Source organism: Streptomyces sp. NPDC088706 (assembly GCF_044752765.1).
GTDB lineage: Bacteria > Actinomycetota > Actinomycetes > Streptomycetales > Streptomycetaceae > Streptomyces.
Genome location: NZ_JBIVLW010000001.1, coordinates 463242 through 483983, shown reverse-complemented (window position 1 = coordinate 483983; position 20742 = coordinate 463242). Strand labels below are relative to the sequence as shown.

The following is a 20742-nucleotide window of genomic DNA, read 5'->3' as shown; positions in this document are numbered from 1 at the left end:
GGAAACGGACACTTCGGGGTGATGACGGAAAGGATTTCAGGGCTCACGGAAGGGTGAGGATCTCCGCCCCGGTCTCCGTGACGACCAGGGTGTGCTCGAACTGCGCGGTCCGCCTGCGGTCCTTCGTCACCACGGTCCAGCCGTCCTCCCACATGTCGTACGCGTGGGTGCCCAGGGTCAGCATCGGCTCGATGGTGAACGTCATGCCCGGCTGCATGACGGTGGTCGCGTGCGGGCTGTCGTAGTGCGGGATGATCAGGCCGGAGTGGAACGAGGAGTTGATCCCGTGCCCGGTGAAGTCACGCACGACCCCGTACCCGAACCGCTTCGCGTACGACTCGATGACCCGGCCGATGACGTTGATCTGCCGCCCCGGCCTGACCGCCTTGATGGCCCGGTTCAGCGACTCCCGGGTGCGTTCGACGAGCAGCCGGGACTCCTCGTCCACGTCACCGCAGAGGTAGGTGGCGTTGTTGTCGCCGTGCACCCCGTTGATGTACGCGGTGACGTCGAGGTTCACGATGTCCCCGTCGCGCAGCACGGTGGAGTCGGGGATGCCGTGGCAGATGACCTCGTTGAGCGAGCTGCACAGCGACTTCGGAAAGCCCCGGTAGCCGAGCGTGGAGGGGTACGCGCCGTGGTCGACCATGAACTCGTGCGCGACCCGGTCGAGCTCGTCCGTGGTGACGCCCGGGGCGATGTGCTTGGCGGCCTCCTCCATCGCCTGGGCGGCGATGCGGCCCGCGATCCGCATCCGCTCCACGGTGTCGGCGTCCTGGATCTCCGGGCCGGTGTACGGCTTCGGAGCCGGCTTCCCCACGTACTCGGGGCGCCGGATGTTTCCGGGTACGGAACGGACGGGAGTGATCTCCCCTGGTACGAGAAGCGACTGGCCAGACATGCCAGCGAGTCTAACCAGGGACGTCGGGGGCACCATGGCGATGAGGAAAGGAGCAGTCGATGGCCCTGTTCAAGAAGCGCACGGTCGGCAAGCCGGGTGAGTGGTACTACTGCCTGGAGCACAGACAGGTCGAGGAGGGCCCGGCGTGCCCCGCCCAGAACCGGTTCGGCCCCTACACCTCCCGTGAGGCGGCCCAGCACGCGATGGACACGGCCCGCGACCGGAACCTGGAGTGGGAGACGGACCCGAAGTGGCACGACGAGGACCAGGGCGACCGCTCCCGCCCGTCCGGAGACTGACCTGAGCCCGTCCGGGGGCCTGTCCGGCCCGTTCGCCGGCGATCGAGGACGGCCTTTCAGCCCCTCCGGCGCTTGAGGAGCGGAGTACGGGGCGGAGCCCCGGGTCACCCCTCGACCCGGGCCTCCCGCCTGCGCACCGCGTCCTCATCCGTCTCCGAGTCGTACCGCACCAGCTTCGGCAGCGCGGCCGTCAGCAGCACCACCGACGCCACGCACGCCACCCCGCCCGTCCAGATCGCCGACCGGGTCCCCGTCCAGCCCGCCATCGCACCGGCCCGGACCTGCCCCAGCTGCGGTCCCACGCTGTACGAGAGCACCTCGATGCCCGCCAGCCGCCCCCGCAGCTCCTCCGGGATCGTCTGGTTCCAGATGGTCGAGCGCCCCAGCCCGCTCAGCATGTCGCCCGCCCCGGCCACACCCAGGCAGACCAGCACCACCCACACGCTGGAGAACCAGCCCGCAGCCGCGATCGCCAGCCCCCAGAGCGCCGCCCCGAACACCACGAACAGCCCGTGCCCCCGCACCCGGGACGTCCAGCCGCTGGTCAGCCCCAGCACCAGCGAGCCCACCGAGCCCGCCGCGTACATCAGCCCCAGCGACCACTCCGCGTCCAGCTCGTCCGCCAGGAACGGGAAGATGGTGTTCGGGAAGGCGAAGAACATCGCCGCCAGGTCGATCGCGTACGTCCCCAGCAGCACCGGCCGGCTCCAGGCGTACCGGGCCCCCTCCACGATCCCGCGCAGCGACGGCTTCCGCGCGTCGCGGGCGGGCGGCGCCGGGGCCAGGCGCAGACAGAGCACCACGGAGAGCGCGAACGTGCACACCGTCACCGCGTAGGCCGTGCCATGACCGGCGTACGCCACCACCAGACCGGCCAGCGCCGGGCCCGCGATCGCCCCGATCTGCCAGCGCAGCGAGTTCAGCGCGGCCGCCGCCGTCTGGTGCTCGTGCGGCACGATCCGGGCCATCAGGGAGTCCAGCGCGGGCCGCTGGAGCCCGGCCAGGGCGGCGACCCCGCCGGCCACCACGTACAGCGGCCACAGCAGCGGCTGCGGGAGCAGCGCGTTCACCAGCAGGATCGCGGCGAGCACACCGAGCCCCGCCTCGGTGAACAGGATGACCCGGCGCCGGTCCACGGCGTCGGCGAGCGCCCCGCCGTACAGCCCGAAGACCACCAGCGGCACCAGCTCCACCGCCCCCATCGCCCCGACCGCGAGCGGCGAGCCGGTGAGGTGCTTGATCTGGAGGGGCAGCGCGATGAGCGCCATGAAGCTGCCGAAGTACGTGATCAGCCCTTGGATCCACAGCAGCCGGAAGTCGGGCGAGGAGTGCCACGGCGCGAGGTCCGGCAGCAGGGCGCGGAGCCGGGACGGGGGAGGCGGGGGCGGGGAGGCAGGGGGAGCTTCGGTCACGAAGGGCCATGCTCGGTACTACGCGGCCCATCGGGCAACCCGATTTCTCCCGTGCGCCCGCCCCTCTGCCCCTGCCATTCCCTCACCACCGCCTCTGCCCCCGCCATTCCCTCACCACCGCCTCTGCCCCCGCCATTCCCTCACCACCGCCCCGGCGGTGGCTCCGTCAGCCGGTCGGCGAGGCGGGAGAGCCGGTCCCGGAAGGCGGGGCCGCCGCGCGCCACCGGCCTGCTGTTCTCCCCGGCCGCCGCGCTCACCAGGTGCTGCACGATGTCCAGGTCCACCTTGTCGTCCCCCGCCACCACCAGCGACTCGTGGGCGAGCCCCGCGACCTCCCGGTCACCGCCGTCCAGGGCCAGCACCCGCGCCCCGGCCCGCCGGGCGTCGTACACCCGCTCCAGCAGCCCGCGGTCCGGTCGCTCCGGCGCGACCAGCAGCACGGTCTCGCCCCGCCCCGCCGCCTCGATCCGGCCGAGCCCGACCGCCAGGTGCGCCGGATCGCCGGGCGCCACCCGGTGCCGTACCAGCGTGGGCGTCAGCTCCGGCAGCCCGGACCAGGTCGACTCGTCGGCCAGGTGGGCCGCCAGATGCCACGGCTCGAACGCCTCGGTCCCCACCAGCAGGAGCCGGCCGCCCCGCGGTACGAGGGACGAGCGCAGCGCCAGCGCGAACCGGCGGGCGGAGGCCGGCCACGGGGTCCCGGCCAGGACGTCACGGAGCAGGGCGACACGTACGGCATCCATGGCCCGGCATCCTGCCCCCGTACCCCGCCCGGCGTCGCTCCTCGGGCTCCCGCTCACCCGAACGGGCGACCGTACGGTGGCGTCACGGCGGCAGCGGATCGCGGGACCTCCAGGCGGGATCGCGGGTCCTACCTGGCAGTAGGGTCGGCCCATGACTACACAGGACAGCGGCAGCGCGCCCAAGCCCCCCGCCAAGGACCCCTGGGACCTCCCCGACGTCTCCGGCCTGAGCGTCGGCGTACTGGGCGGGACCGGCCCGCAGGGGCGCGGCCTCGCCTACCGGCTCGCCCGCGCCGGGCAGCGGGTCACCCTCGGCTCCCGCGACGCCGGACGGGCCGCCGACGCGGCGGCCGAGCTCGGTCACGGTGTCGAGGGCACGGACAACGCGGAGTGCGCCCGACGCAGCGACATCGTGATCGTCGCCGTGCCGTGGGACGGGCACGCCAAGACCCTGGAGTCCCTGCGCGAGGAGCTCGCGGGCAAGCTCGTCATCGACTGCGTCAACCCGCTCGGCTTCGACAAGAAGGGCGCCTACGCCCTCAAGCCCGAGGAGGGCAGCGCCGCCGAGCAGGCCGCCGCCCTGCTGCCGGACTCCCGGGTCACCGCCGCCTTCCACCACCTCTCGGCGGTGCTGCTCCAGGACGAGTCCATCGAGGAGATCGACACCGATGTCCTGGTCCTGGGCGAGGCGCGGGCCGACACGGACATCGTGCAGGCGCTGGCCGGCCGTATCCCGGGGATGCGCGGCATCTTCGCGGGCCGGCTGCGGGGCGCCCACCAGGTCGAGTCGCTGGTGGCGAACCTGATCTCGGTCAACCGCCGCTACAAGGCCCACGCCGGACTGCGCACCACCGACGTCTGACCGGTCCCGCCTGCCCGCCTCGGGCCCGGACCCGCCGACCGGGCCCGAGGCGGGGCACAACGGGGCATGGGGGACACTGGAGGGGACCGCGACCGTTCTCCGACAGGAGCCGCCCCCCCATGCCCCGCCTCGCTCTCTACGCCCTCGTCGTCTGCGTCCTCGCCGTGGTGGCGGCCGTGGTCTCCTTCGTCCAGGGCAGCCTGCTCGGGATCATCTGGGTGCTGATCGCGGGGCTGTCGTCGAACATGGTGTGGTTCTCCGTGCGCAAGCACCGCATGGAGGCGTCCGCCGACGCCGGCTGAGACCCGGTCGGCCTCCGGGGGTTCACCCCACCGCGCACGCCGGGTTCCGCTCGTCGAAGAGCGCCCGCCAGAAGCGGTAGAGGTCGTAGCCGCAGTACCGCTGGGTGTCGTCGACGCCCAGCACCCCCAGCAGCGCGTCGATCCCGTCGAAGAACGCGATGTTCACCCCGGGGATCCACAGGACGCCGAACACCGCGATGAGCCCGAACGGGGCGATCGGCTCCACCTGACGGCGGATCCGGTACGAGAGCCAGGGCTCGATCACCCCGTAGCCGTCCAGCCCCGGGATGGGCAGGGAGTTCAGGATCGCCGCCGTCACCTGGAGCATCGCCAGGAACGCCAGCGCGTACCGGAAGGCGAGCGGCACCCCGTCGAGCGCGCCCAGCCAGAACGGGGCCGTGCACACGAGCGCGAACGCCACGTTCGTCAGCGGGCCCGCCGCCGAGATCAGGCTGTGCTTCCACCGGCCGTGGATCCGGGCCCGCTCGATGTAGACCGCGCCCCCGGGCAGACCGATCCCGCCCATCACCACGAAGAGGACCGGCAGCACGACGCTGAGCAGTGCGTGCGTGTACTTCAGCGGGTTGAGCGTCAGATAGCCCTTCGCCCCCACCGAGAGGTCCCCGCTGTGCAGCGCGGTGCGGGCGTGGGCGTACTCGTGCAGACAGAGCGAGACGATCCAGGCCCCGGTGACGAAGAGGAAGACCGCGAAGCCGGTGGTGTCGGCGAAGCCGGTCCACACGGCCCAGCCCGCCACTGCGGTGACGGCGGCGATCCCGAGGAAGACCGGGCTGACTCTCCGGTCCCCGCGGGTGACTGCGGTGGTCATCGGCACACAACTCCTGGCGCTGGGGAACGGCGACGGTAGCGGGTACGCCCCCACAGCGGCAACGACGACGACCCGGGCGGGAGTTCCACGAGCGGCAACGACGGCGACCGGGCGGGAGTTCCACGAGCGGCAACGACAACGACCGGGCGGGAGTTCCACGAGCGGCAACGACGGCGACCCGGGCCGGAGTTCCACCCTGTCGACGCCGTGGGGCCTCCCGTCACGGACAATGGGCCCGTGCGCTACTGCATCCTCGGTACCACCCGGGCACTCCGCGACGACGGTACGGCCGTCCCCCTCGGCGGGGCGCGGCTGCGCGCCCTGCTCACCGTCCTCGCCCTGCACCCCGGCCGGACCGTCCCGGCCGGGGTCCTCGTGGACGAGGTGTGGGGCGGCGACCCGCCCGCCGACGCGGCCGGTGCGCTCCAGGCGCTGGTCGGGCGGTTGCGGCGGGCACTGGGCCGCGGCGCCGTCGAGTCGGTGGAGGGCGGCTACCGGCTCGCCGCCGAGCCGGACGCCGTGGACCTGCACCGCTTCGAGCGCCTGGCGGGGGAGGGGAGCCGGGCCCTGGAGCAGGGCGACGCGGAGAAGGCCGTCATCGCCCTCGACGAGGCCCTCGCGCTGTGGGGCGGCCCCCCGCTCGACGACCTCCCCGACCGCACGGCGCACGCCTCCCGTCCGGAGTCCCGCAGGCTCGGCGCCCGGCGGACCCGGCTGGACGCGCTGCGTGTCCTGGGGCGGGCGGACGAGGCCCTGTGGGAGCTGGCCGCGCTCTGCGCCGCCCACCCGCTCGACGAGCCGCTCCAGGCCCTGCGCATCAGGGCCCTGCGGGACGCCGGACGCACCGCCGAGGCCCTGGCGGCGTACGACGAGGTCCGCACCGTACTCACCGAACGCCTCGGCACCGACCCCGGACCGGAGCTGCGCGGCCTGTACGGCGAGCTCCTCCACCAGGAACCGGCCACGCCGGAGGCCCTGAAGCCGCCCGCCCCCGAGGAGACCTCCGTAGCGGCCCGTGAACCCGAGGAGACCTCCGTAGCGGCCCCCGCCCCCGGCGAGCCGCCCGCCGCCCGGAAGCCGCACCCGCCCGCGCCCGGCAACCTCCGCGCCCGGCTCACCAGCTTCGTCGGCCGTGACGGCGACATCGCCGCCCTGCGTGAGGACCTCACCCGCACCCGGCTCGTCACCCTCCTCGGCCCCGGCGGCGCGGGCAAGACGCGGCTGTCGCAGGAGACCGCGGAGGCCGTCGCCGGAGACTGGCCCGACGGGGTCTGGCTGGCGGAGCTGGCCCCCCTGGACGACCCGGACGCCGTGCCCGAGGCCGTCCTGAGCGCGCTCGGCGCCCGGGACACCGTGCTGCGCGGGGCAGGCGCCGAGGAGCTGCGGGCCCTGTCCGAACACGGCACGGGTGACCCCCTCGTACGGCTCACCGAGTACTGCTCCCGGCGCCGCATGCTCCTCCTGCTGGACAACTGCGAGCATGTCGTCGAGGCGGCGGCGGCCCTGACCGACCACCTCCTCACCCACTGCCCGCAGCTCACCGTCCTGGCGACCAGCCGCGAACCCCTCGGCGTACCGGGCGAGTTCGTCCGCCCCGTCGAACCGCTGCCCGACCCGATGGCGCTGCGGCTGCTCGCCGAGCGCGGGTCCGCCGCCCGGCCCGGGTTCCGCACCGACACCGACGAGGAGACCGCGGCCGCCTGCGCCGAGATCTGCCGCCGGCTCGACGGGCTGCCGCTCGCCATCGAACTGGCCGCCGCCCGGTTGCGGATGCTCACCCCACGGCAGATCGCCGACCGGCTGGACGACCGTTTCCGCCTGCTCACCAACGGCAGCCGGACCGTGCTGCCCCGCCAGCAGACGCTGCGCGCGGTCGTCGACTGGTCCTGGGAGCTGCTGGACGGGGCCGAACGGGCCGTCCTGCGCCGCCTGGCGGTCTTCGCGGGCGGCTGCTCACTCGCCGCCGCCGAGGAGGTCTGCGCCCTGCCCGCCCCGGGCGACGGTGTCGCCGTCGACTCCCTCGACGTCGCGCACCTGCTCGGCTCGCTGGTCGACAAGTCCCTCGTCGTCGCCGCACCCGGTGAGGACGCGGAGATGCGGTACCGGCTGCTGGAGACCGTCGGCGAGTACGCGGCCGAGCGGCTGGCGGAGGCGGGCGAGCGGGACGCCGTCGAGCGGCGCCACCTGGTCCACTACCGGGAGTTCGCCCGCACCACCGGACCGAAGCTGCGCGGCGCCGGACAGCGGGAGGCCATCGAGAGCTTCCGCCGCGAGTACGACAACCTGCGCACCGCGCTCCGCCACGCCGTGGCCGCCGGGGAGGAGCAGGAGGGGCTCTGCATCGTCCTGTCGATGGCCTGGTACTGGATGATGCGCGATCTGAACGCGGACGCCCGTCAGTGGGCCGGGGCGGTGGCCGCACTCGGCCCCGACCCGTTCGCCCCGCCTGGCGTCCGGGCCCCCTCGCTGCTGGAGCGGACCACCGACCGGCCGCCGCCCTGGGAGCCGGAGCAGGTGGCGGAGGCGCGGCGTGGGGTGGGGCTGGTCCAGATGGTCAGCATGGACCACGCGATGGACGAGTGGCTGAGCCCGGAGGGCCAGGAGCGGATGGGCATCATCGCCCGTACCTACCGGGCCGGGCAGCCGCAGACCTGCCGGACTCCCGGCTCGCTCTGGATGTTCGCGGTGGTGCTCGGCGGCGAGGCCGACGAGCTGCGTGAGCTGATGGACGAGACGGTCCGGGGCGCCCGGGAGTTCGGCTACGAGTGGGAGCTGGGCTCCGCCCTGGAGGTCCGCGCCAAGATCCTGGCCAACCGCCCCGACTGGGCGGGGGAGGCGCTGGCCGACGCCGACGAGAGCCTGGAGATCTTCGCCCGGATCGGTGACGACTGGGGTGCCGCCGAGTCACTGTCCTCCCGGGGCGAGGCGAACGAGCGGCACGGCCGGTTCACCGACGCCGCCGAGGACTATCTGGCCGCGATCGACTACGCGCAGGCGCTCGGCGCCCGTGCCCAGGTGGCGGTGTTGCGCGCCCGGTACGCCGGGGTCCTCACCGAACTCGACCGTTTCGACGAGGCCGAGGCCATCCTGCGCGATGTCGTCGACGGCGGGCGGTTCGCGGGCCATGACGCGATGCCGACCGCCCGGCTGCACCTGGGCTTCCTTTACGGGCGCCAGGGCCGTGTCGCCGAGGCGCGGCGGGAACTGGAGCTGCTGCGCGAGGAGTTCAGCTCCCGCACGATCGGCGTCTTCAACGGGTTCGTCCTCGGGGTGCTGGCCTGGCTGGACAACCTCGTCGGCGATCACGCCGACGCGCTCGCCACCGGGCTGAGGGCGCTGGGCCACGCCCAGGACCGGCTCTCCCGGATGATGGCCCCGCAGATGGCGTCCATGCAGCTGATGACCATCGCCCGCGCGCTCGCCGCCCTCGACGGCACCGCGCCCGACGGTACCGGCGCTCCGGAAGCCGCCGCCCGGCTGCTCGGCCTCCAGGCGGCGCTCCTGCCCGCCGGGCACGTACCGACCGCCATGGAGCGCCGGTCCCTCGCCGAGGCCGAGGAGGCCGTACGGGTCCGGATCGGCGACGAGGCGTACGCGACGGCGTACGACGAGGGCGGCGGCCTCACCCTGGAGGAGGCCATCGCCCTGGCGGAGACGTACCGGCGGAACCCGCCGACGGCATGACGCCCGGAGTGAGGGCCCGGCTCGGGCTCAGGCCTTCCTGCGGAACTTGGCGACCGCCAGCGGCGCCATCACCACCGTGATCCCCGCGGCCCAGGCGAGCGTCCACCAGACCGAGTCGCCGACCGGCTCGCCCTGCATCAGCGCGCGCGCCGCGTCCGCGAGATTGGAGAGCGGGTTGTAGTCGGTGAACGCCTGGAGCCAGCCCGGCATGGTCTGGGTCGGTGCGAAGATCGAGGAACCGAACTGCAACGGCATGAGCACGAGCATCGCCGTCCCCTGAACGGCCTGGGCCGTCTTCATGGTCAGTCCGAGCAGGATGAAGATCCACATGATGGCGGCGCCGAACGTGGCGGCCAGCGCGACCGCCCCGAGGAGCCCGAGCACCGAGCCGTTCAGCTCCATGCCCAGGGCGAACCCCATGGTGAGCAGGATGAGCGTGGCGATCATCAGCCGGCCCAGCTCGACCACGATCTTGGCGATGAGCACCGAGGACCGGGCGATCGGCATCGTCCGGAACCGGTCCATGACCCCCTTGCGGAAGTCGTCGTTGACCCCGGTGCCGACGGCCATGGCGATGTTCATGCCCATCATCGCCATCAGCCCGGGCACCAGGTAGTTCACATAGTCGTGCCGACTCCCGCCGAGGCTGGCGCCGACCGAGCCGCCGAAGACGTACACGAAGAGCACGATGAAGACGACCGGCATCAGAAGGACGTCGAACATCGACTCCGGGTCCTTCTTGATCTGGAGCAGGTTGCGCCGGGCCAGGGCCCCGATGTGGCGCAGGTTGGCCCGCAGCCCGATCCGGCCCTCCTCGGCCACCGCCGCCTGCGACGGCGCGGGGCCCGTGGATCCGGAGGGTGCGGGGGACAGGGTGGTGGTGCTGCTCATGCGGCGACCTCCTGGGGAGCCGGGTCGGTGAGGGGGGTGGCCTTGTCGCCGGTGATCGCCAGGAACACCTCGTCCAGGCTGGGCAGGGCGGTTGCGACATGGGCGAGGGAGAAGCCCCGCACGCCCAGCAGCCCGATGACGGCGGTCAGTTGCTGGTCGCTGAGGATGGGCACGTACAGCAGCCCCTCGTCCGGGACGGCCTGCGCCCCGGCGACCCCGTCGAGCCCGGCCTCCCGGATCGCCTGGGCCATCGCGGCCAGCTCCGCCCGGTCCGAGGGCCGGATGTGCAGGGTGCGGCCGCCGACCTTGGCCTTCAGCTCCTCGACCCCGCCACGGGCGATGATCTTCCCCTGGTCGATGACCGTCAGCTCCTTGGCCAGCTGCTCGGCCTCCTCCATGTACTGGGTGGTCAGCAGGACGGTCGCGCCCTCCGCGACCATCCGCTGCACCTCGTCCCAGACCTCGTTGCGGGTCCGGGGGTCGAGACCGGTCGTCGGCTCGTCCAGGTAGAGCACGGACGGACTGCCGATCATCGAGGCGGCCAGGTCGAGCCGGCGCCGCATCCCGCCGGAGTACTCCATGCAGGCCCGCTTGGCGGCCTCGGTGAGCGAGAACCGCTCCAGCAGTTCGTCCGCCCGGGCCCGCGCCTGCTTGCGGGGCAGATCGAGCAGCCGCCCGATCATGTAGAGGTTCTCCCAGCCGGAGAGCTTCTCGTCGACCGAGGCGTACTGCCCGGTCAGGCCGATCCTGCGGCGCAGCTGGCGCGGCTGCTTCACCACGTCGTAGCCCGCCACGACCGCGTGTCCGGCGTCGGGGGTGATCAGCGTGGAGAGGCAGCGTACGAGAGTGGTCTTGCCGGCGCCGTTGGGGCCGAGCACGCCGAGGACGGTGCCTTGGCGGACGTCGAGGTCCACGCCGTCCAGTGCCTTCGTCTCGCCGTAGTGCTTGACCAGCCCCCGTACCTCGACGGCGTTTCCGCCGCTCCTGGGGTTCATGTCGATGCGTTCCATGTCCACCATGGGACCAGCGCCCACCGACAGCTCACCGACAGCCGGCCGATACGGGCCGGCACCGGCCGACAGACGCGCGACAGCCCGCCGATGGGGGATGTCGGCGGGCTGTCGGTGGTGCGGGAAATGGTCCGTACGAGACTCCGTGGATGGACCGGCGGGTCAGTGGAAGGTGTGCTCCGGCGCGGGGAACGTACCGCCCACGACCTCCTCGGCGAACTCCTTCGCCGCGTCACCGAGCACCTTGCGCAGGTTCGCGTACTGCTTGGTGAAGCGCGGCACCTTGCCGCCGGTCAGCCCGACCATGTCGGTGTAGACCAGCACCTGCGCGTCGGTCGCCGCTCCGGCGCCGATACCGACGGTCGGGATGTGCAGCGTACGGGTGACCTCGGCGGCCAGCTCCTCCGGTACGAGCTCCAGCACCACGGCGAACGCGCCCGCGTCCTGGACCGCCTTGGCGTCGCGCAGCAGCCGGTGGGCGGCCTCGTCGCCGCGGCCCTGCACCCGGTAGCCCATGGCGTTGACGGACTGCGGGGTCAGGCCGATGTGGGCCATGACCGGGATGCCGGCCTCGACCAGCAGCCGGATCTGTTCGTGGGACCGCTCGCCGCCCTCCAGCTTGACCGCGCCGATGCCCGACTCCTTGATCAGCCGGGTCGCGTTGCGCAGCGCCTGGACGGGACCCTCCTGGTACGAGCCGAAGGGCAGGTCGGCCACGATGAGGGCACGCTTGGTGCCCCGGACGACGGCGGCGGAGAGCATGGCGATCTCGTCCATCGTGACCGGCACGGTGGTCTCGTAGCCCAGGTGGACGTTGCCCATCGAGTCGCCGACGAGCATGACCGGGATGCCGGCCTCGTCGAAGACGGACGCCGTCATCGCGTCGTAGGCGGTGAGCATGGGCCACTTCTCGCCGCGCTCGGTGGCGGCGGTGATGTCGTGGATCGTGATGCGGCGGGTGGACTTCCCTCCGTACAGCGCCTTGCTGCTGTCGGGGGACGCACCTGCGGGGGAGGACGGATTCTGTGCAGCCGGAAGAGACATGGCTGGTGAACTCCTTCGTCATCTCGAGGCGCCCTGACGGCGTCCCCGGATCTCTTCCATGGTGGCATCCCGCCCCGGCAAACGGGAAGTGGGCCCGCACCCGCCGTCCGGACGGAGGAGCCCGCACCCGCCGTCCGGACGGAGGGGCCCGCACCCGCCGTCCGGACGGAGCGGGCGGCATCCGCCGTCCGGACGGCGACCGTTGGGCAAAGCTTTAACAATACGAGACGGTCTCGTATCGAAACGGGGCTAGGCTCGACCCATGTCCCCACCGTCACCCACCGCCTCCGCGCCCGCCGTCGAGCCCCGCGTACCCGAGGCGATCCACCGCCGCCGCTGGTGGATCCTCACCGTCCTCATGTTCAGCCTGCTCATCGTGGTGCTGGACAACTCGATCCTGAACGTCGCGGTCAAGACGATCGCCAGTCCCGCACCCACCGGCATCGGCGCCACCCAGAGCGAGCTGGAGTGGGCGATCAACTCCTACACGCTCGTCTTCGCCGGACTCCTGTTCACCGCCGGGCTGCTCGGCGACCGTATCGGCCGCAAGAAGGTCCTCCTCTTCGGCATCCTGGTCTTCGGCATCGGCTCCGCCCTGGCCGCGCTCTCCGCCTCGCCCGGCGAACTCATCACCTGGCGCGCGCTGATGGGCTTCGGCGCCGCTTTCGTGATGCCCGCCACGCTCGCGGTCCTGATGAACGTCTTCGAACGCGACGAGCAGCCCAAGGCCATCGGCATCTGGGCCGGCAGCGTCGGTCTCGGCATCGCCATCGGCCCGATCACCGGCGGGCTGCTGCTGGAACACTTCTGGTGGGGCTCGATCTTCCTGGTGAACGTCCCCGTGGTCGTGCTCGCCCTGATCGCCATGGCGGTCCTGGTCCCCGACTCCCGCGATCCCGAGCCCGGCAAGGTCGATCCCGTGGGCGTCGCGCTCTCCATCGTCGGCCTGGTCCTGCTGGTGTACGGGATCATCCGGGGCGGCGAACTCGCCGACTTCACCGACGCCACCGTGCTGCTCGCCATCGCCGGCGGACTGCTGGTGCTGGCCGGATTCGTCTGGCACGAGAAGCGCAGCAGCCACCCGGCGATCGACATCACGTACTTCCGGAAGCCCGCGTTCTCCGCCGCCGTCGCCGCCATAGCGCTGGTCTTCTTCGCGCTCATGGGCGTGACCTTCTTCGCCGCCTTCTACCTCCAGAGCGTGCGCGGCTACAGCGCCCTGGAATCGGGCCTGCTGATCGTTCCGCTCGCCGCCGCCCAGATGATCTTCGCGCCCCGGGCCCGGCTGGTCGTGGACCGCTTCGGGGCCCGCGCGGTCTGCACGGTCGGCATGCTGCTGGTCGCCGCCGGACTCGCGTCGTTCGCCCTGTTCGACACCGGTACGCCGGTGTGGGTGATGTGTCTCGTCTTCTTCGTCCAGGGCACCGGGATGGCCCACATCATGCCGCCCGTCACCGTGGCCGTGATGCAGGCGCTGCCCCGGGAGAAGGCCGGTTCCGGTTCCGCCATCAACAACACCTTCCGCCAGGTCGGCGGCGCACTCGGGATCGCGGTCCTCGGCTCGGTGCTCTCCACCGTCTACCGGGGTGACATCGAGGGCCACCTCGGAGCGGTCCCGGCCGGGGCCAGGGACATGGCCGGCGAGTCCATCGAGGCCACGCTCGGCGTCGCCGGGAAGCTCGGCCCGGTGGCCGGAAAGCCCCTGGTCGCCGCCGCCCACGACGCCTTCATCAGCGCGATGCACGTGACCGCGCTCGGCTCGGCGGCCGTCGCGCTGATCGGCGCGGTGGTCGTCGGCCGTTACCTGCCGGGGCGCACCCCGGCGGCCACGGAGGAGGCCGCCACCCGACCCGCGAAGGAGCCGGCGGGCCGCTGAGGACCGGGGCCGCTAAGGACCGGGCCCTCGTCCTCGCGCCTGGTTCGTCGCGCCTGGTTCGTCATCCTCACCCCCTCGGTGCCCGAACCGTCGTCCCCGCTCCGGCACCGGGGTCGTCGTCCCCGCTCCGGCACCTCCGGCACCGGGGTCGTCGTCCGCGGTCTCCCCGGTCGGCGAGAATCGGGCCGAAGGGCGTAGACGTACGACGGCACGGCGAAAGGCGGCTCCAGGTGCGGGACCAGGACGGCGAGCAGGACCGGTACGGCGCGGCGGACGGCCGAGCCGCGCGGGGCGACGGGGCGCGGGAGCCGGAGCCCCGCCGCGGCCGCCCCCGTTCCGCCGCGGCGGAACGGGCCATCCTGGACGCCGTCATCGCCCTCCTGGAGGCGGGCGAACCCCTGGCCGGGCTCTCCATCGAACGCATCGCGCGCACGGCGGGCGTGGGCAAGGCCACGATCTACCGCCGGTGGACGGGCAAGGAGGAGCTCTTCGTCGACGTCGTACGGGACATGGAACCCGACGACCCGCCCGTCTCCGGCACCGCCGGCCTCGCCGACCTGCGCGTCATGCTGGAGTCCCTGCGCACCCGGGGTCTCGCCCAGCGCTCATCGGTGCTGCTGCACAACATCTTCGCCCAGATGAAGAGCCACCCGAGGCTGTGGGACGAGTACTCCGACACGGTGATCGCCCCCCGCCGCCTGGCGATGCTGGCGGCGGTACGCCGGGCCGTCGCGGCCGGCGAGCTCCGGGACGACCTCGACGTGGAACTGATCGGCGACCTCTTCGTCGGCCCGATGCTCGTCCGTACCGTCCACCGCCCCGACGCCCCCCTCCCCGACGACCTGGCCGACCGCATCATCGCGGCGCTGGTCCAGGGGCTGGCCCCGGCGGCGGGTCGCGCCTGACGCACCGGGAGCGGGGCGAGTGTGATCGTTCTGTCACAAGCCCCCACCAGTGGGGCCAGGACCGGAACCTCCGGCCCCGCTCCGCCCGTCCTGCTGACGAAAGAGCCGTCGTCGGCGGCAGGAAAGACGCCGGCCATCGCCTAGGGTCGAGGGGCGCGGCGATGTGTACGGCAAGGCAGTGAGGACGAGCGCGATGGTGCAGGCGTACGGGGCGGACACGGGCAGCGGCAGCGCGGAGCAGCCGAGGACCGGCGGATCGCGCTTCCGGAGCCTCCTGGACAGAGCCGCCCGGGACCGGGGGATCTGGCGGCGCGGGATCGTGCTGGCCCTGTGCTCGGTGGTGCTGACCCTGGTGATGGTCGTCCACGCGCAGATCCCGAACCGGGTCGGCAACCTCGGCAGCCTCGTCGAGACGTTCCTGCCGTGGATAGCGCTGTTCATCCCCCTCCTGCTGGTCCTGGCCCTGCTGCGGCGCTCCGCCACCGCGCTGATCGCCCTGCTGCTCCCCGCCGTGGTCTGGCTCAACATCTTCGGCGGGCTGATCACCGACAAGTCCGGGACGGGCGGCGACCTCACCGTCGCCACCCACAACGTCAACGCCGGCAACCCCGACCCCGTGGGCACCGCCCAGCAGGTCGCCGGCTCCGGGGCCGACGTGGTGGCCCTGCAGGAGCTGCCGGGCGGGCAGGTGTCCACGTACGAGAAGTCGCTGGCGGCCCGCTACCCGTACCACTCGGTCCAGGGCACCGTCGGCCTGTGGAGCAAGTACCCGCTCAGCGACACCGAGCCGGTCGACATCAAGATGGGCTGGACCCGGGCCATGCGCTCCACGGTCGAGGCGCCGCAGGGCGAGGTCGCGGTGTACGTGGCCCACCTGCCGTCGGTCCGGGTCAAGCTGCACGCCGGGTTCACCGCCAACCAGCGCGACAACAGCGCCGACGCCCTCGGCGAGGCCATCGCCGACGAGCGGGTCGAGCGCGTCGTCCTGCTCGGCGACCTCAACGGCACGATGAACGACCGCTCCCTGAACGCCGTCACCTCCCAGATGCGCTCCACCCAGGGCGCGGCGGGCGATGGCTTCGGCTTCAGCTGGCCCGCCTCGTTCCCGATGGCCCGGATCGACCAGATCATGGTCAAGGGCGTCGAGCCGAAGTCCTCGTGGACCCTGGCGGCGACCGACAGCGACCACCTGCCGATCGCGGCCCGCGTGAAGCTGTGACCACGGCCACGCGACGAACCGTTCACCGCGCGGCATAAAACGTCCGCGCGTATTTGTTCCAGTCGCATACATAAGCAGTCCCAGCCGTCGCTTCGGTGGTGTTTCCGAGGCGACGGTTCGCTGTTCTGCCCCCCCGGCAGCTCCGCACCACCGTTCCCCACCACACGGGCCGCTTCCTCGCCGGACTCCCGCACGGCGCGTTCTTCGGTGTCGGGGCGGTCGTCGCCGCCCGGCTGGTCTCCCAGGGCCGTCAGGCGCGGGCCGTCGCAACGACGTTCCTCGGCCTGACGGTCGCCAACATCGTCGGCGTACCCGCCGCCACCCCGCTCGGCCAGCACCTCGGCTGGCGGGCGACCTTCCTCGTCGTCGCCGTGATCGGCCTGACCGCGATGGCGGCCCCGGCCCGCCCGGTGCCCCGCATCCCGGTCGAGGCCCACCAGGACGTACGCCGCGAGCCGCGCGCCCTCGGCAACCGCCAGGTGATCCTCGGCCTTCGACCTGGCCAACGCGGGCGGTGCCTGGCTGGACGGCGTGGCGATAGCGGCCGGCTGGGGCTGGACGTCCCCGGCGTTCGTGGGCGCGGTACCGGCGGTGATCGGCGTGGCGACGGCGGCAACGGCGGGCTTCCTGGACCGCGGCCCGGGGCCGGCGTCCCGGGTGGTGGCAGCCGATCAAGCCCGTCCGGCGATCGAGGACGAAGGCGGCCACCGGACGCCCCCGGTGACCGCCGACCCGGCTAGGACGACTCGCGCCACCGGTTCGTGATCGGCAGCCGCCGGTCCTTGCCGAACCCCTTCGGCGAGATCTTCGTCCCCGGCGGATACTGCCGCCGCTTGTACTCGGCGGTATCCACCATCCGCAGCGTCTTCGCCACCAGCTCCGCGTCGAACCCGGCCGCCACGATCGCGTCCATCCCCTGGTCCCGGTCCACGTACAGCTCCAGGATCGCGTCGAGCACGTCGTAGTCCGGCAGCGAGTCCGTGTCGACCTGCCCCGGCCGCAGCTCCGCGCTCGGCGGCTTGGTGATCGAGGCCTCCGGGATCGGCGGGGTCTGCCCGCGCTCCTCGGCGGCCCGGTTGCGCCACTTCGCCAGCCGGAACACCGACGACTTGTAGACGTCCTTGATGGGCCCGTACGCGCCGACCGCGTCCCCGTACAGCGTGGAGTAACCGACCGCCAGCTCCGACTTGTTGCCCGGCGCCAGCACGATCTGCCCCTCCTGGTTGGAGATGGCCATCAGCGTCGTACCGCGCAGCCGCGCCTGGAGGTTCTCCTCCGCGAGACCGGTGAGCTCCAGCGACCCCATGTACGCGTCGAACATCGGCGCGATCGAGACCGTACGGAAGTTGAGTCCGGTCCGCCGGGCCAGCTCGGCCGCGTCCCCCTTGGAGTGGTCCGAGGAGTACTTGGACGGCATGGACACGCCGTACACGTTCTCCGCGCCGAGCGCGTCGCACGCGATCGCCGCGCAGAGCGCCGAGTCGATTCCGCCGGAGAGCCCGATCAGCACACTGCTGAAACCGTTCTTCGCGGCGTACGCGCGGAGCCCGACGACCAGCGCCGAGTACATCTCCTCGTCGTCGTCCAGCCGCTCCGCGTACCCGCCCGCGAGCTCCGGCTCGTACGCGGCCACGGGCCGGTCGGACAGCACCACATGGTCGATGCGCAGCCCGTCGTCCACCACACCCGAGGGCGCCACGGCCTCGGCTGCCGGCAGCTCCAGATCGAGGATCACGCTGCCCTCGGAGAACTGCGGGGCACGGGCGATGACCTCGCCCTCCCGGTCGACGACGATCGAGTCGCCGTCGAAGACCAGCTCGTCCTGCCCGCCGATCATCGCCAGGTACGCGGTCGTGCAGCCGGCCTCCCGGGCCCGCTTGCGGACCAGGTCGAGCCGGGTGTCGTCCTTGTCCCGCTCGTACGGCGAGGCGTTGATCGACAGCAGCAGCCCGGCCCCGGCGGCCCGGGCGGCCGGGACGCGCCCGCCGTCCTGCCAGAGGTCCTCGCAGATGGCGAGAGCCACGTCGATGCCGTGGACCCGCACGACGGGCATCGAGTCGCCCGGCACGAAGTACCGGAACTCGTCGAACACCCCGTAGTTCGGCAGATGGTGCTTGGCGAAGTTGAGCGCGATCCCGCCGCGGTGCAGCACGGCCGCGGCGTTGCGCGGCGAACCGGCCGGCTGCCCGTAGCGCGCGGCGGCGTGCTCGGAGCGGTCCAGGTAGCCGACGACGACCGGGAGCTCGCCGAAGCCCTCCGCGTCGAGCCGGGCGGCCAGCGCGCGCAGCGCCTGCCGCGAGGCCTCGACGAAGGACGACCGCAGGGCCAGGTCCTCGACGGGGTATCCGGTCAGCGCCATCTCGGGGAACGCCACCAGGTGGGCGCCCTGCTCGGCGGCGTGCCGGGTCCAGTGGACGATCGCCTCGGAGTTGCCGGCGAGGTCGCCGACGGTCGAGTCGATCTGATTCAGTGCGAGGCGTAGTTGAGGCACGCCGCCCAGTGTAATCGTCTTTCTGACGCGATGTCTCGGTGGGCCGGGCACAATCTGCCTCGGCCCACCGAAACCGCAGGTCGGAAGGGTCAGCCGCGCCGACCCCCGGCCGGGCGGGGCGCGGGCCGGCTCCGGTAACCGAGGACCGCCATCATCCCCGCCTCCGCGTGGTACACGTTGTGGCAGTGGACCATCCACAGCCCCGGGTTGTCGGCGTCGAACTCCACGGTCAGCGACCGGTGCGGCAGCACGATCGCGGTGTCCTTACGGGCCCCGGCGGCGTTCCCCGCCAGCGCGAACGTGTGCCCGTGCAGATGGAGGGGATGCCACATGGCCGTCCCGTTGTCGAAGACGACCCGCACCCGCTCCCCGGCCTCCACCGGCCGCCGCCGCCCCGCGCGGTACGGCTGCCCGTCGAAGGCCCAGTCGTACCGCGCCATCCCGCCGGTGAGCCGCATCCGGAGGGTCCGGTCCGGCGCACGGCCGGGCAGCGCCACCGACGGGTCCGGCACCAACCGCCCCGCCTCGACCAGCTTCCCGTCCAGCTCCTGGGGCCGTACGGAGGCGCTGGGTGCGGCCCCGCCCCCGGTCCGCAGCACGGCGAGCGCGGACGCCTTCTTCCCCTCCGCCAGGGCGACCAGCGGGAAGACCCCGTCCCCGGCGGTCACGAGGACGTCGTACCGCTCGCCCATCCCCAGCAGCAGCGCGTCCCCCGTGGTGTGCCGGACGGGGAAGCCGTCGGTGTGGGTGACGGTCAGCCGGTGCCCGCCGAGCGCGACCCGGAAGGCGGTGTCGCCACCGGCGTTGATGATCCGCAGCCGAACACGGTCACCGGGCCGCGCCCGGAACGTCTCCGGGTCCTGCGGCACCCGCCCGTTGACGAGGTGGTGGGGATGGGCGACATCACCCGCGTCCCCGCCCAACAGCGCACTGCGGGCGCCCATCGTCATCCGCGAGGGCCCATCGCCGTCCGGATCGTCCTCACCGGAGCCGGACATGGTGTGCGCGCCATGATCCATCCCCGCGCCGCCGTCAGCCATCCCCCCGGACAGCTCCTTCAGTACGGCGTCCGGCGTCGACCCCGCCACCCCGTCCACCCAGTCGTCGAGGACGACGACCCACTCCCTGTCGTACGCCAACGGCTCCTTCGGGTCCTCGACGATAAGCGGCGCGTACAACCCCCGGTCCTGCTGGACGCCGGAGTGCGGATGGAACCAGTACGTCCCCGGATGCGGCACCGTGAACCGGTAGCGGAAGTCGGCCCCCGGCGCGATGTCCCGCTGGGTGAGCCCGGGGACCCCGTCCATGTCGTTGCGCAGGGCGAGGCCGTGCCAGTGCATCGAGGTGGGTCGCGGTAGGTGGTTGGCCAGGGTGAGGTCGAGCGTGTCACCGGCGTTCACCCGCACCTCACGCCCGGGCAGCCGGTCCCCGTACGCCCAGGAGGCGACGGTGATGCCGCCGCCCAGATCGAGCCGGGTCCGGGTGGCGGTGAGGGAGACCTCGCGTACGGGGCCGGAGCCGCGCGCCGCCTCGGCGGCCGCGACCTCCTTGCCGCCGGGGGAGACGTACGTACCGGAGTCCTGGGCACCGCCGGGGGCGTGGGAGCCGGAGTGGCCGCCGCCGTCGGAACAGGCGGCGAGGGCTCCGGTACCGGCGACGGCGAGAGCGGCGCCGAGCACGGCGCGTCGGGTGGGCTGCGTGGGCATGCTGAATACACCTCTGAGGAACGGTCGGTCCAGGAAAGGGAGAAGGGCGGAGGTGAACGCCCATTCCTAAATACGCAGCACCGAGACGGCTGCGAGCACCGACAGGGGGGAGGCGGATTCGGCCGCAGCGCACGCGCAAGCCCCGCACCCACCGGCGTACCGAGGGGCCGCCCGTCCGCGCGCAGCCCGAGCAGCCGGCCACCGACGAGGGCGAGCCCCCAGGCACCGAGGACGGCGAGGCAGACGGAGAGCGGGTCCATGCCGCTCATGGGGGCGTCGTCGGGGGAGCCGTGCGAGGGGTGACCGGCGTCGGGGGCCGTGGACCGGGCGGCGGCCGGGGGGTGTGCGTCGGCGACCGGGGCGATCGTGGGACGTGCGTCGGTTGCCGGGACGGCTGCGGGGTGGGCGTCGGCGGCCTCATGCTCTGCCGGATGCCCGACCGTGTGCATGGTGACGATGCCGAACAGCACCGCGGCGAGCAGCAGGAACTGTCGGCACAGCACGCTCCCGCCCCGGGCCCCGCCGACCGTGCTCGCCATGGCGGCCACCCTACCCCCGGTGGGTATAC

General features: G+C 72.8%; 16 protein-coding genes and 2 pseudogenes. 8 read left to right on the top strand and 10 right to left on the bottom strand.

What is annotated here, in order from left to right:
- Nucleotides 1–43: 43 nt before the first annotated feature.
- Entirely contained in the window at nt 44–901 is an 858-nt protein-coding gene (gene map / locus ACIQAK_RS02210; RefSeq protein ID WP_366388195.1) for a type I methionyl aminopeptidase, read from the bottom strand.
- Between the two features lie 59 nt (nt 902–960).
- On the opposite strand from map, the gene ACIQAK_RS02205 reads away from it, so the two are divergent.
- A complete protein-coding gene (locus ACIQAK_RS02205) occupies nt 961–1200 on the top strand; it encodes a hypothetical protein (protein WP_366388196.1) in 240 nt (79 codons plus the stop codon).
- Between the two features lie 104 nt (nt 1201–1304).
- Here ACIQAK_RS02205 and ACIQAK_RS02200 read toward each other — a convergent pair whose 3' ends face one another.
- Both ACIQAK_RS02200 and ACIQAK_RS02195 read right to left on the bottom strand, forming a co-directional pair.
- A complete protein-coding gene (locus tag ACIQAK_RS02200) occupies nt 1305–2612 on the bottom strand; it encodes an MFS transporter (RefSeq protein WP_366388197.1) in 1308 nt (435 codons plus the stop codon).
- Between the two features lie 140 nt (nt 2613–2752).
- Nucleotides 2753–3355, bottom strand: a complete 603-nt coding sequence (locus ACIQAK_RS02195; protein WP_366388198.1) for a hypothetical protein — start codon at nt 3353–3355, stop codon at nt 2753–2755.
- Between the two features lie 151 nt (nt 3356–3506).
- Here ACIQAK_RS02195 and npdG point away from each other — a divergent pair, with 151 nt between their 5' ends.
- Together npdG and ACIQAK_RS02185 are read left to right on the top strand one after the other, a co-directional pair.
- Nucleotides 3507–4217: an NADPH-dependent F420 reductase gene (gene npdG, locus ACIQAK_RS02190; protein ID WP_366388199.1), complete on the top strand. Its 711-nt coding sequence runs from the start codon at nt 3507–3509 to the stop codon at nt 4215–4217.
- Nucleotides 4218–4336: 119 nt separating this feature from the next.
- Nucleotides 4337–4519 carry a hypothetical protein gene (locus tag ACIQAK_RS02185; RefSeq protein WP_366388200.1) on the top strand — a complete coding sequence of 61 codons (183 nt, stop codon included), beginning with the start codon at nt 4337–4339 and terminating at the stop codon, nt 4517–4519.
- A 22-nt stretch (nt 4520–4541) separates the two neighbouring features.
- On the opposite strand, the gene ACIQAK_RS02180 is transcribed toward ACIQAK_RS02185, so the two are convergent.
- Nucleotides 4542–5348: a site-2 protease family protein gene (locus ACIQAK_RS02180; RefSeq protein WP_366388201.1), complete on the bottom strand. Its 807-nt coding sequence runs from the start codon at nt 5346–5348 to the stop codon at nt 4542–4544.
- 237 nt (nt 5349–5585) lie between these two features.
- Between ACIQAK_RS02180 and ACIQAK_RS02175 the strand changes: the two genes are divergently transcribed.
- Nucleotides 5586–9032 (top strand): BTAD domain-containing putative transcriptional regulator, encoded by a 3447-nt coding sequence (locus tag ACIQAK_RS02175; RefSeq protein WP_366388202.1) that lies wholly within the window; start codon nt 5586–5588, stop codon nt 9030–9032.
- A gap of 27 nt (nt 9033–9059) precedes the next feature.
- On the opposite strand, the gene ACIQAK_RS02170 is transcribed toward ACIQAK_RS02175, so the two are convergent.
- From ACIQAK_RS02170 to panB, 3 genes are all read right to left on the bottom strand, one after another.
- On the bottom strand, nt 9060–9923 hold the full coding sequence (locus ACIQAK_RS02170; protein WP_366388203.1) for an ABC transporter permease: 864 nt from the start codon (nt 9921–9923) through the stop codon (nt 9060–9062).
- Entirely contained in the window at nt 9920–10942 is a 1023-nt protein-coding gene (locus tag ACIQAK_RS02165; RefSeq protein WP_366388204.1) for an ATP-binding cassette domain-containing protein, read from the bottom strand. The genes ACIQAK_RS02170 and ACIQAK_RS02165 overlap by 4 nt, the downstream gene beginning before the upstream one ends.
- 153 nt (nt 10943–11095) lie before the next feature.
- Entirely contained in the window at nt 11096–11977 is an 882-nt protein-coding gene (gene panB, locus ACIQAK_RS02160) for a 3-methyl-2-oxobutanoate hydroxymethyltransferase (protein ID WP_366388205.1), read from the bottom strand.
- A 262-nt stretch (nt 11978–12239) separates the two neighbouring features.
- Between panB and ACIQAK_RS02155 the strand changes: the two genes are divergently transcribed.
- The 4 genes and pseudogenes from ACIQAK_RS02155 to ACIQAK_RS02140 all read left to right on the top strand — a co-directional run.
- Complete coding sequence (locus ACIQAK_RS02155; RefSeq protein WP_366388206.1) at nt 12240–13853, top strand: MFS transporter; 1614 nt, start codon at nt 12240–12242, stop codon at nt 13851–13853.
- 230 nt (nt 13854–14083) lie between these two features.
- Nucleotides 14084–14758, top strand: coding sequence for a TetR/AcrR family transcriptional regulator (locus ACIQAK_RS02150; protein ID WP_366388207.1), 675 nt, complete (start codon nt 14084–14086; stop codon nt 14756–14758).
- A 193-nt stretch (nt 14759–14951) separates the two neighbouring features.
- Nucleotides 14952–15977 carry an endonuclease/exonuclease/phosphatase family protein gene (locus ACIQAK_RS02145; protein WP_366388208.1) on the top strand — a complete coding sequence of 342 codons (1026 nt, stop codon included), beginning with the start codon at nt 14952–14954 and terminating at the stop codon, nt 15975–15977.
- A 167-nt stretch (nt 15978–16144) separates the two neighbouring features.
- A pseudogene (locus tag ACIQAK_RS02140) lies at nt 16145–16742 on the top strand (MFS transporter); the annotation flags it as partial.
- Here ACIQAK_RS02140 and ACIQAK_RS02135 read toward each other — a convergent pair.
- The 3 genes and pseudogenes from ACIQAK_RS02135 to ACIQAK_RS02125 form a co-directional block, all read right to left on the bottom strand.
- Nucleotides 16714–18468 (bottom strand): NAD+ synthase, encoded by a 1755-nt coding sequence (locus ACIQAK_RS02135; RefSeq protein WP_366388209.1) that lies wholly within the window; start codon nt 18466–18468, stop codon nt 16714–16716. The pseudogene ACIQAK_RS02140 and the gene ACIQAK_RS02135 sit on opposite strands and share 29 nt — an antisense overlap.
- Before the next feature lie 89 nt (nt 18469–18557).
- Entirely contained in the window at nt 18558–20174 is a 1617-nt protein-coding gene (locus ACIQAK_RS02130) for a multicopper oxidase family protein (protein ID WP_366388210.1), read from the bottom strand.
- A gap of 66 nt (nt 20175–20240) precedes the next feature.
- A pseudogene (locus ACIQAK_RS02125) lies at nt 20241–20713 on the bottom strand (hypothetical protein).
- Between the last annotated feature and the right edge of the window lie 29 nt (nt 20714–20742).

What these genes read in the sequence shown, in the direction of transcription:
- map (WP_366388195.1), bottom strand. Translation starts at nt 901, where the DNA reads ATGTCTGGCCAGTCGCTTCTCGTACCAGGGGAGATCACTCCCGTCCGT.
- ACIQAK_RS02205 (WP_366388196.1), top strand. Translation starts at nt 961, where the DNA reads ATGGCCCTGTTCAAGAAGCGCACGGTCGGCAAGCCGGGTGAGTGGTAC.
- ACIQAK_RS02195 (WP_366388198.1), bottom strand. Translation starts at nt 3,355, where the DNA reads ATGGATGCCGTACGTGTCGCCCTGCTCCGTGACGTCCTGGCCGGGACC.
- npdG (WP_366388199.1), top strand. Translation starts at nt 3,507, where the DNA reads ATGACTACACAGGACAGCGGCAGCGCGCCCAAGCCCCCCGCCAAGGAC.
- ACIQAK_RS02185 (WP_366388200.1), top strand. Translation starts at nt 4,337, where the DNA reads ATGCCCCGCCTCGCTCTCTACGCCCTCGTCGTCTGCGTCCTCGCCGTG.
- ACIQAK_RS02180 (WP_366388201.1), bottom strand. Translation starts at nt 5,348, where the DNA reads ATGACCACCGCAGTCACCCGCGGGGACCGGAGAGTCAGCCCGGTCTTC.
- ACIQAK_RS02170 (WP_366388203.1), bottom strand. Translation starts at nt 9,923, where the DNA reads ATGAGCAGCACCACCACCCTGTCCCCCGCACCCTCCGGATCCACGGGC.
- ACIQAK_RS02165 (WP_366388204.1), bottom strand. Translation starts at nt 10,942, where the DNA reads ATGGTGGACATGGAACGCATCGACATGAACCCCAGGAGCGGCGGAAAC.
- panB (WP_366388205.1), bottom strand. Translation starts at nt 11,977, where the DNA reads ATGTCTCTTCCGGCTGCACAGAATCCGTCCTCCCCCGCAGGTGCGTCC.
- ACIQAK_RS02155 (WP_366388206.1), top strand. Translation starts at nt 12,240, where the DNA reads ATGTCCCCACCGTCACCCACCGCCTCCGCGCCCGCCGTCGAGCCCCGC.
- ACIQAK_RS02145 (WP_366388208.1), top strand. Translation starts at nt 14,952, where the DNA reads ATGGTGCAGGCGTACGGGGCGGACACGGGCAGCGGCAGCGCGGAGCAG.
- ACIQAK_RS02130 (WP_366388210.1), bottom strand. Translation starts at nt 20,174, where the DNA reads ATGCCCACGCAGCCCACCCGACGCGCCGTGCTCGGCGCCGCTCTCGCC.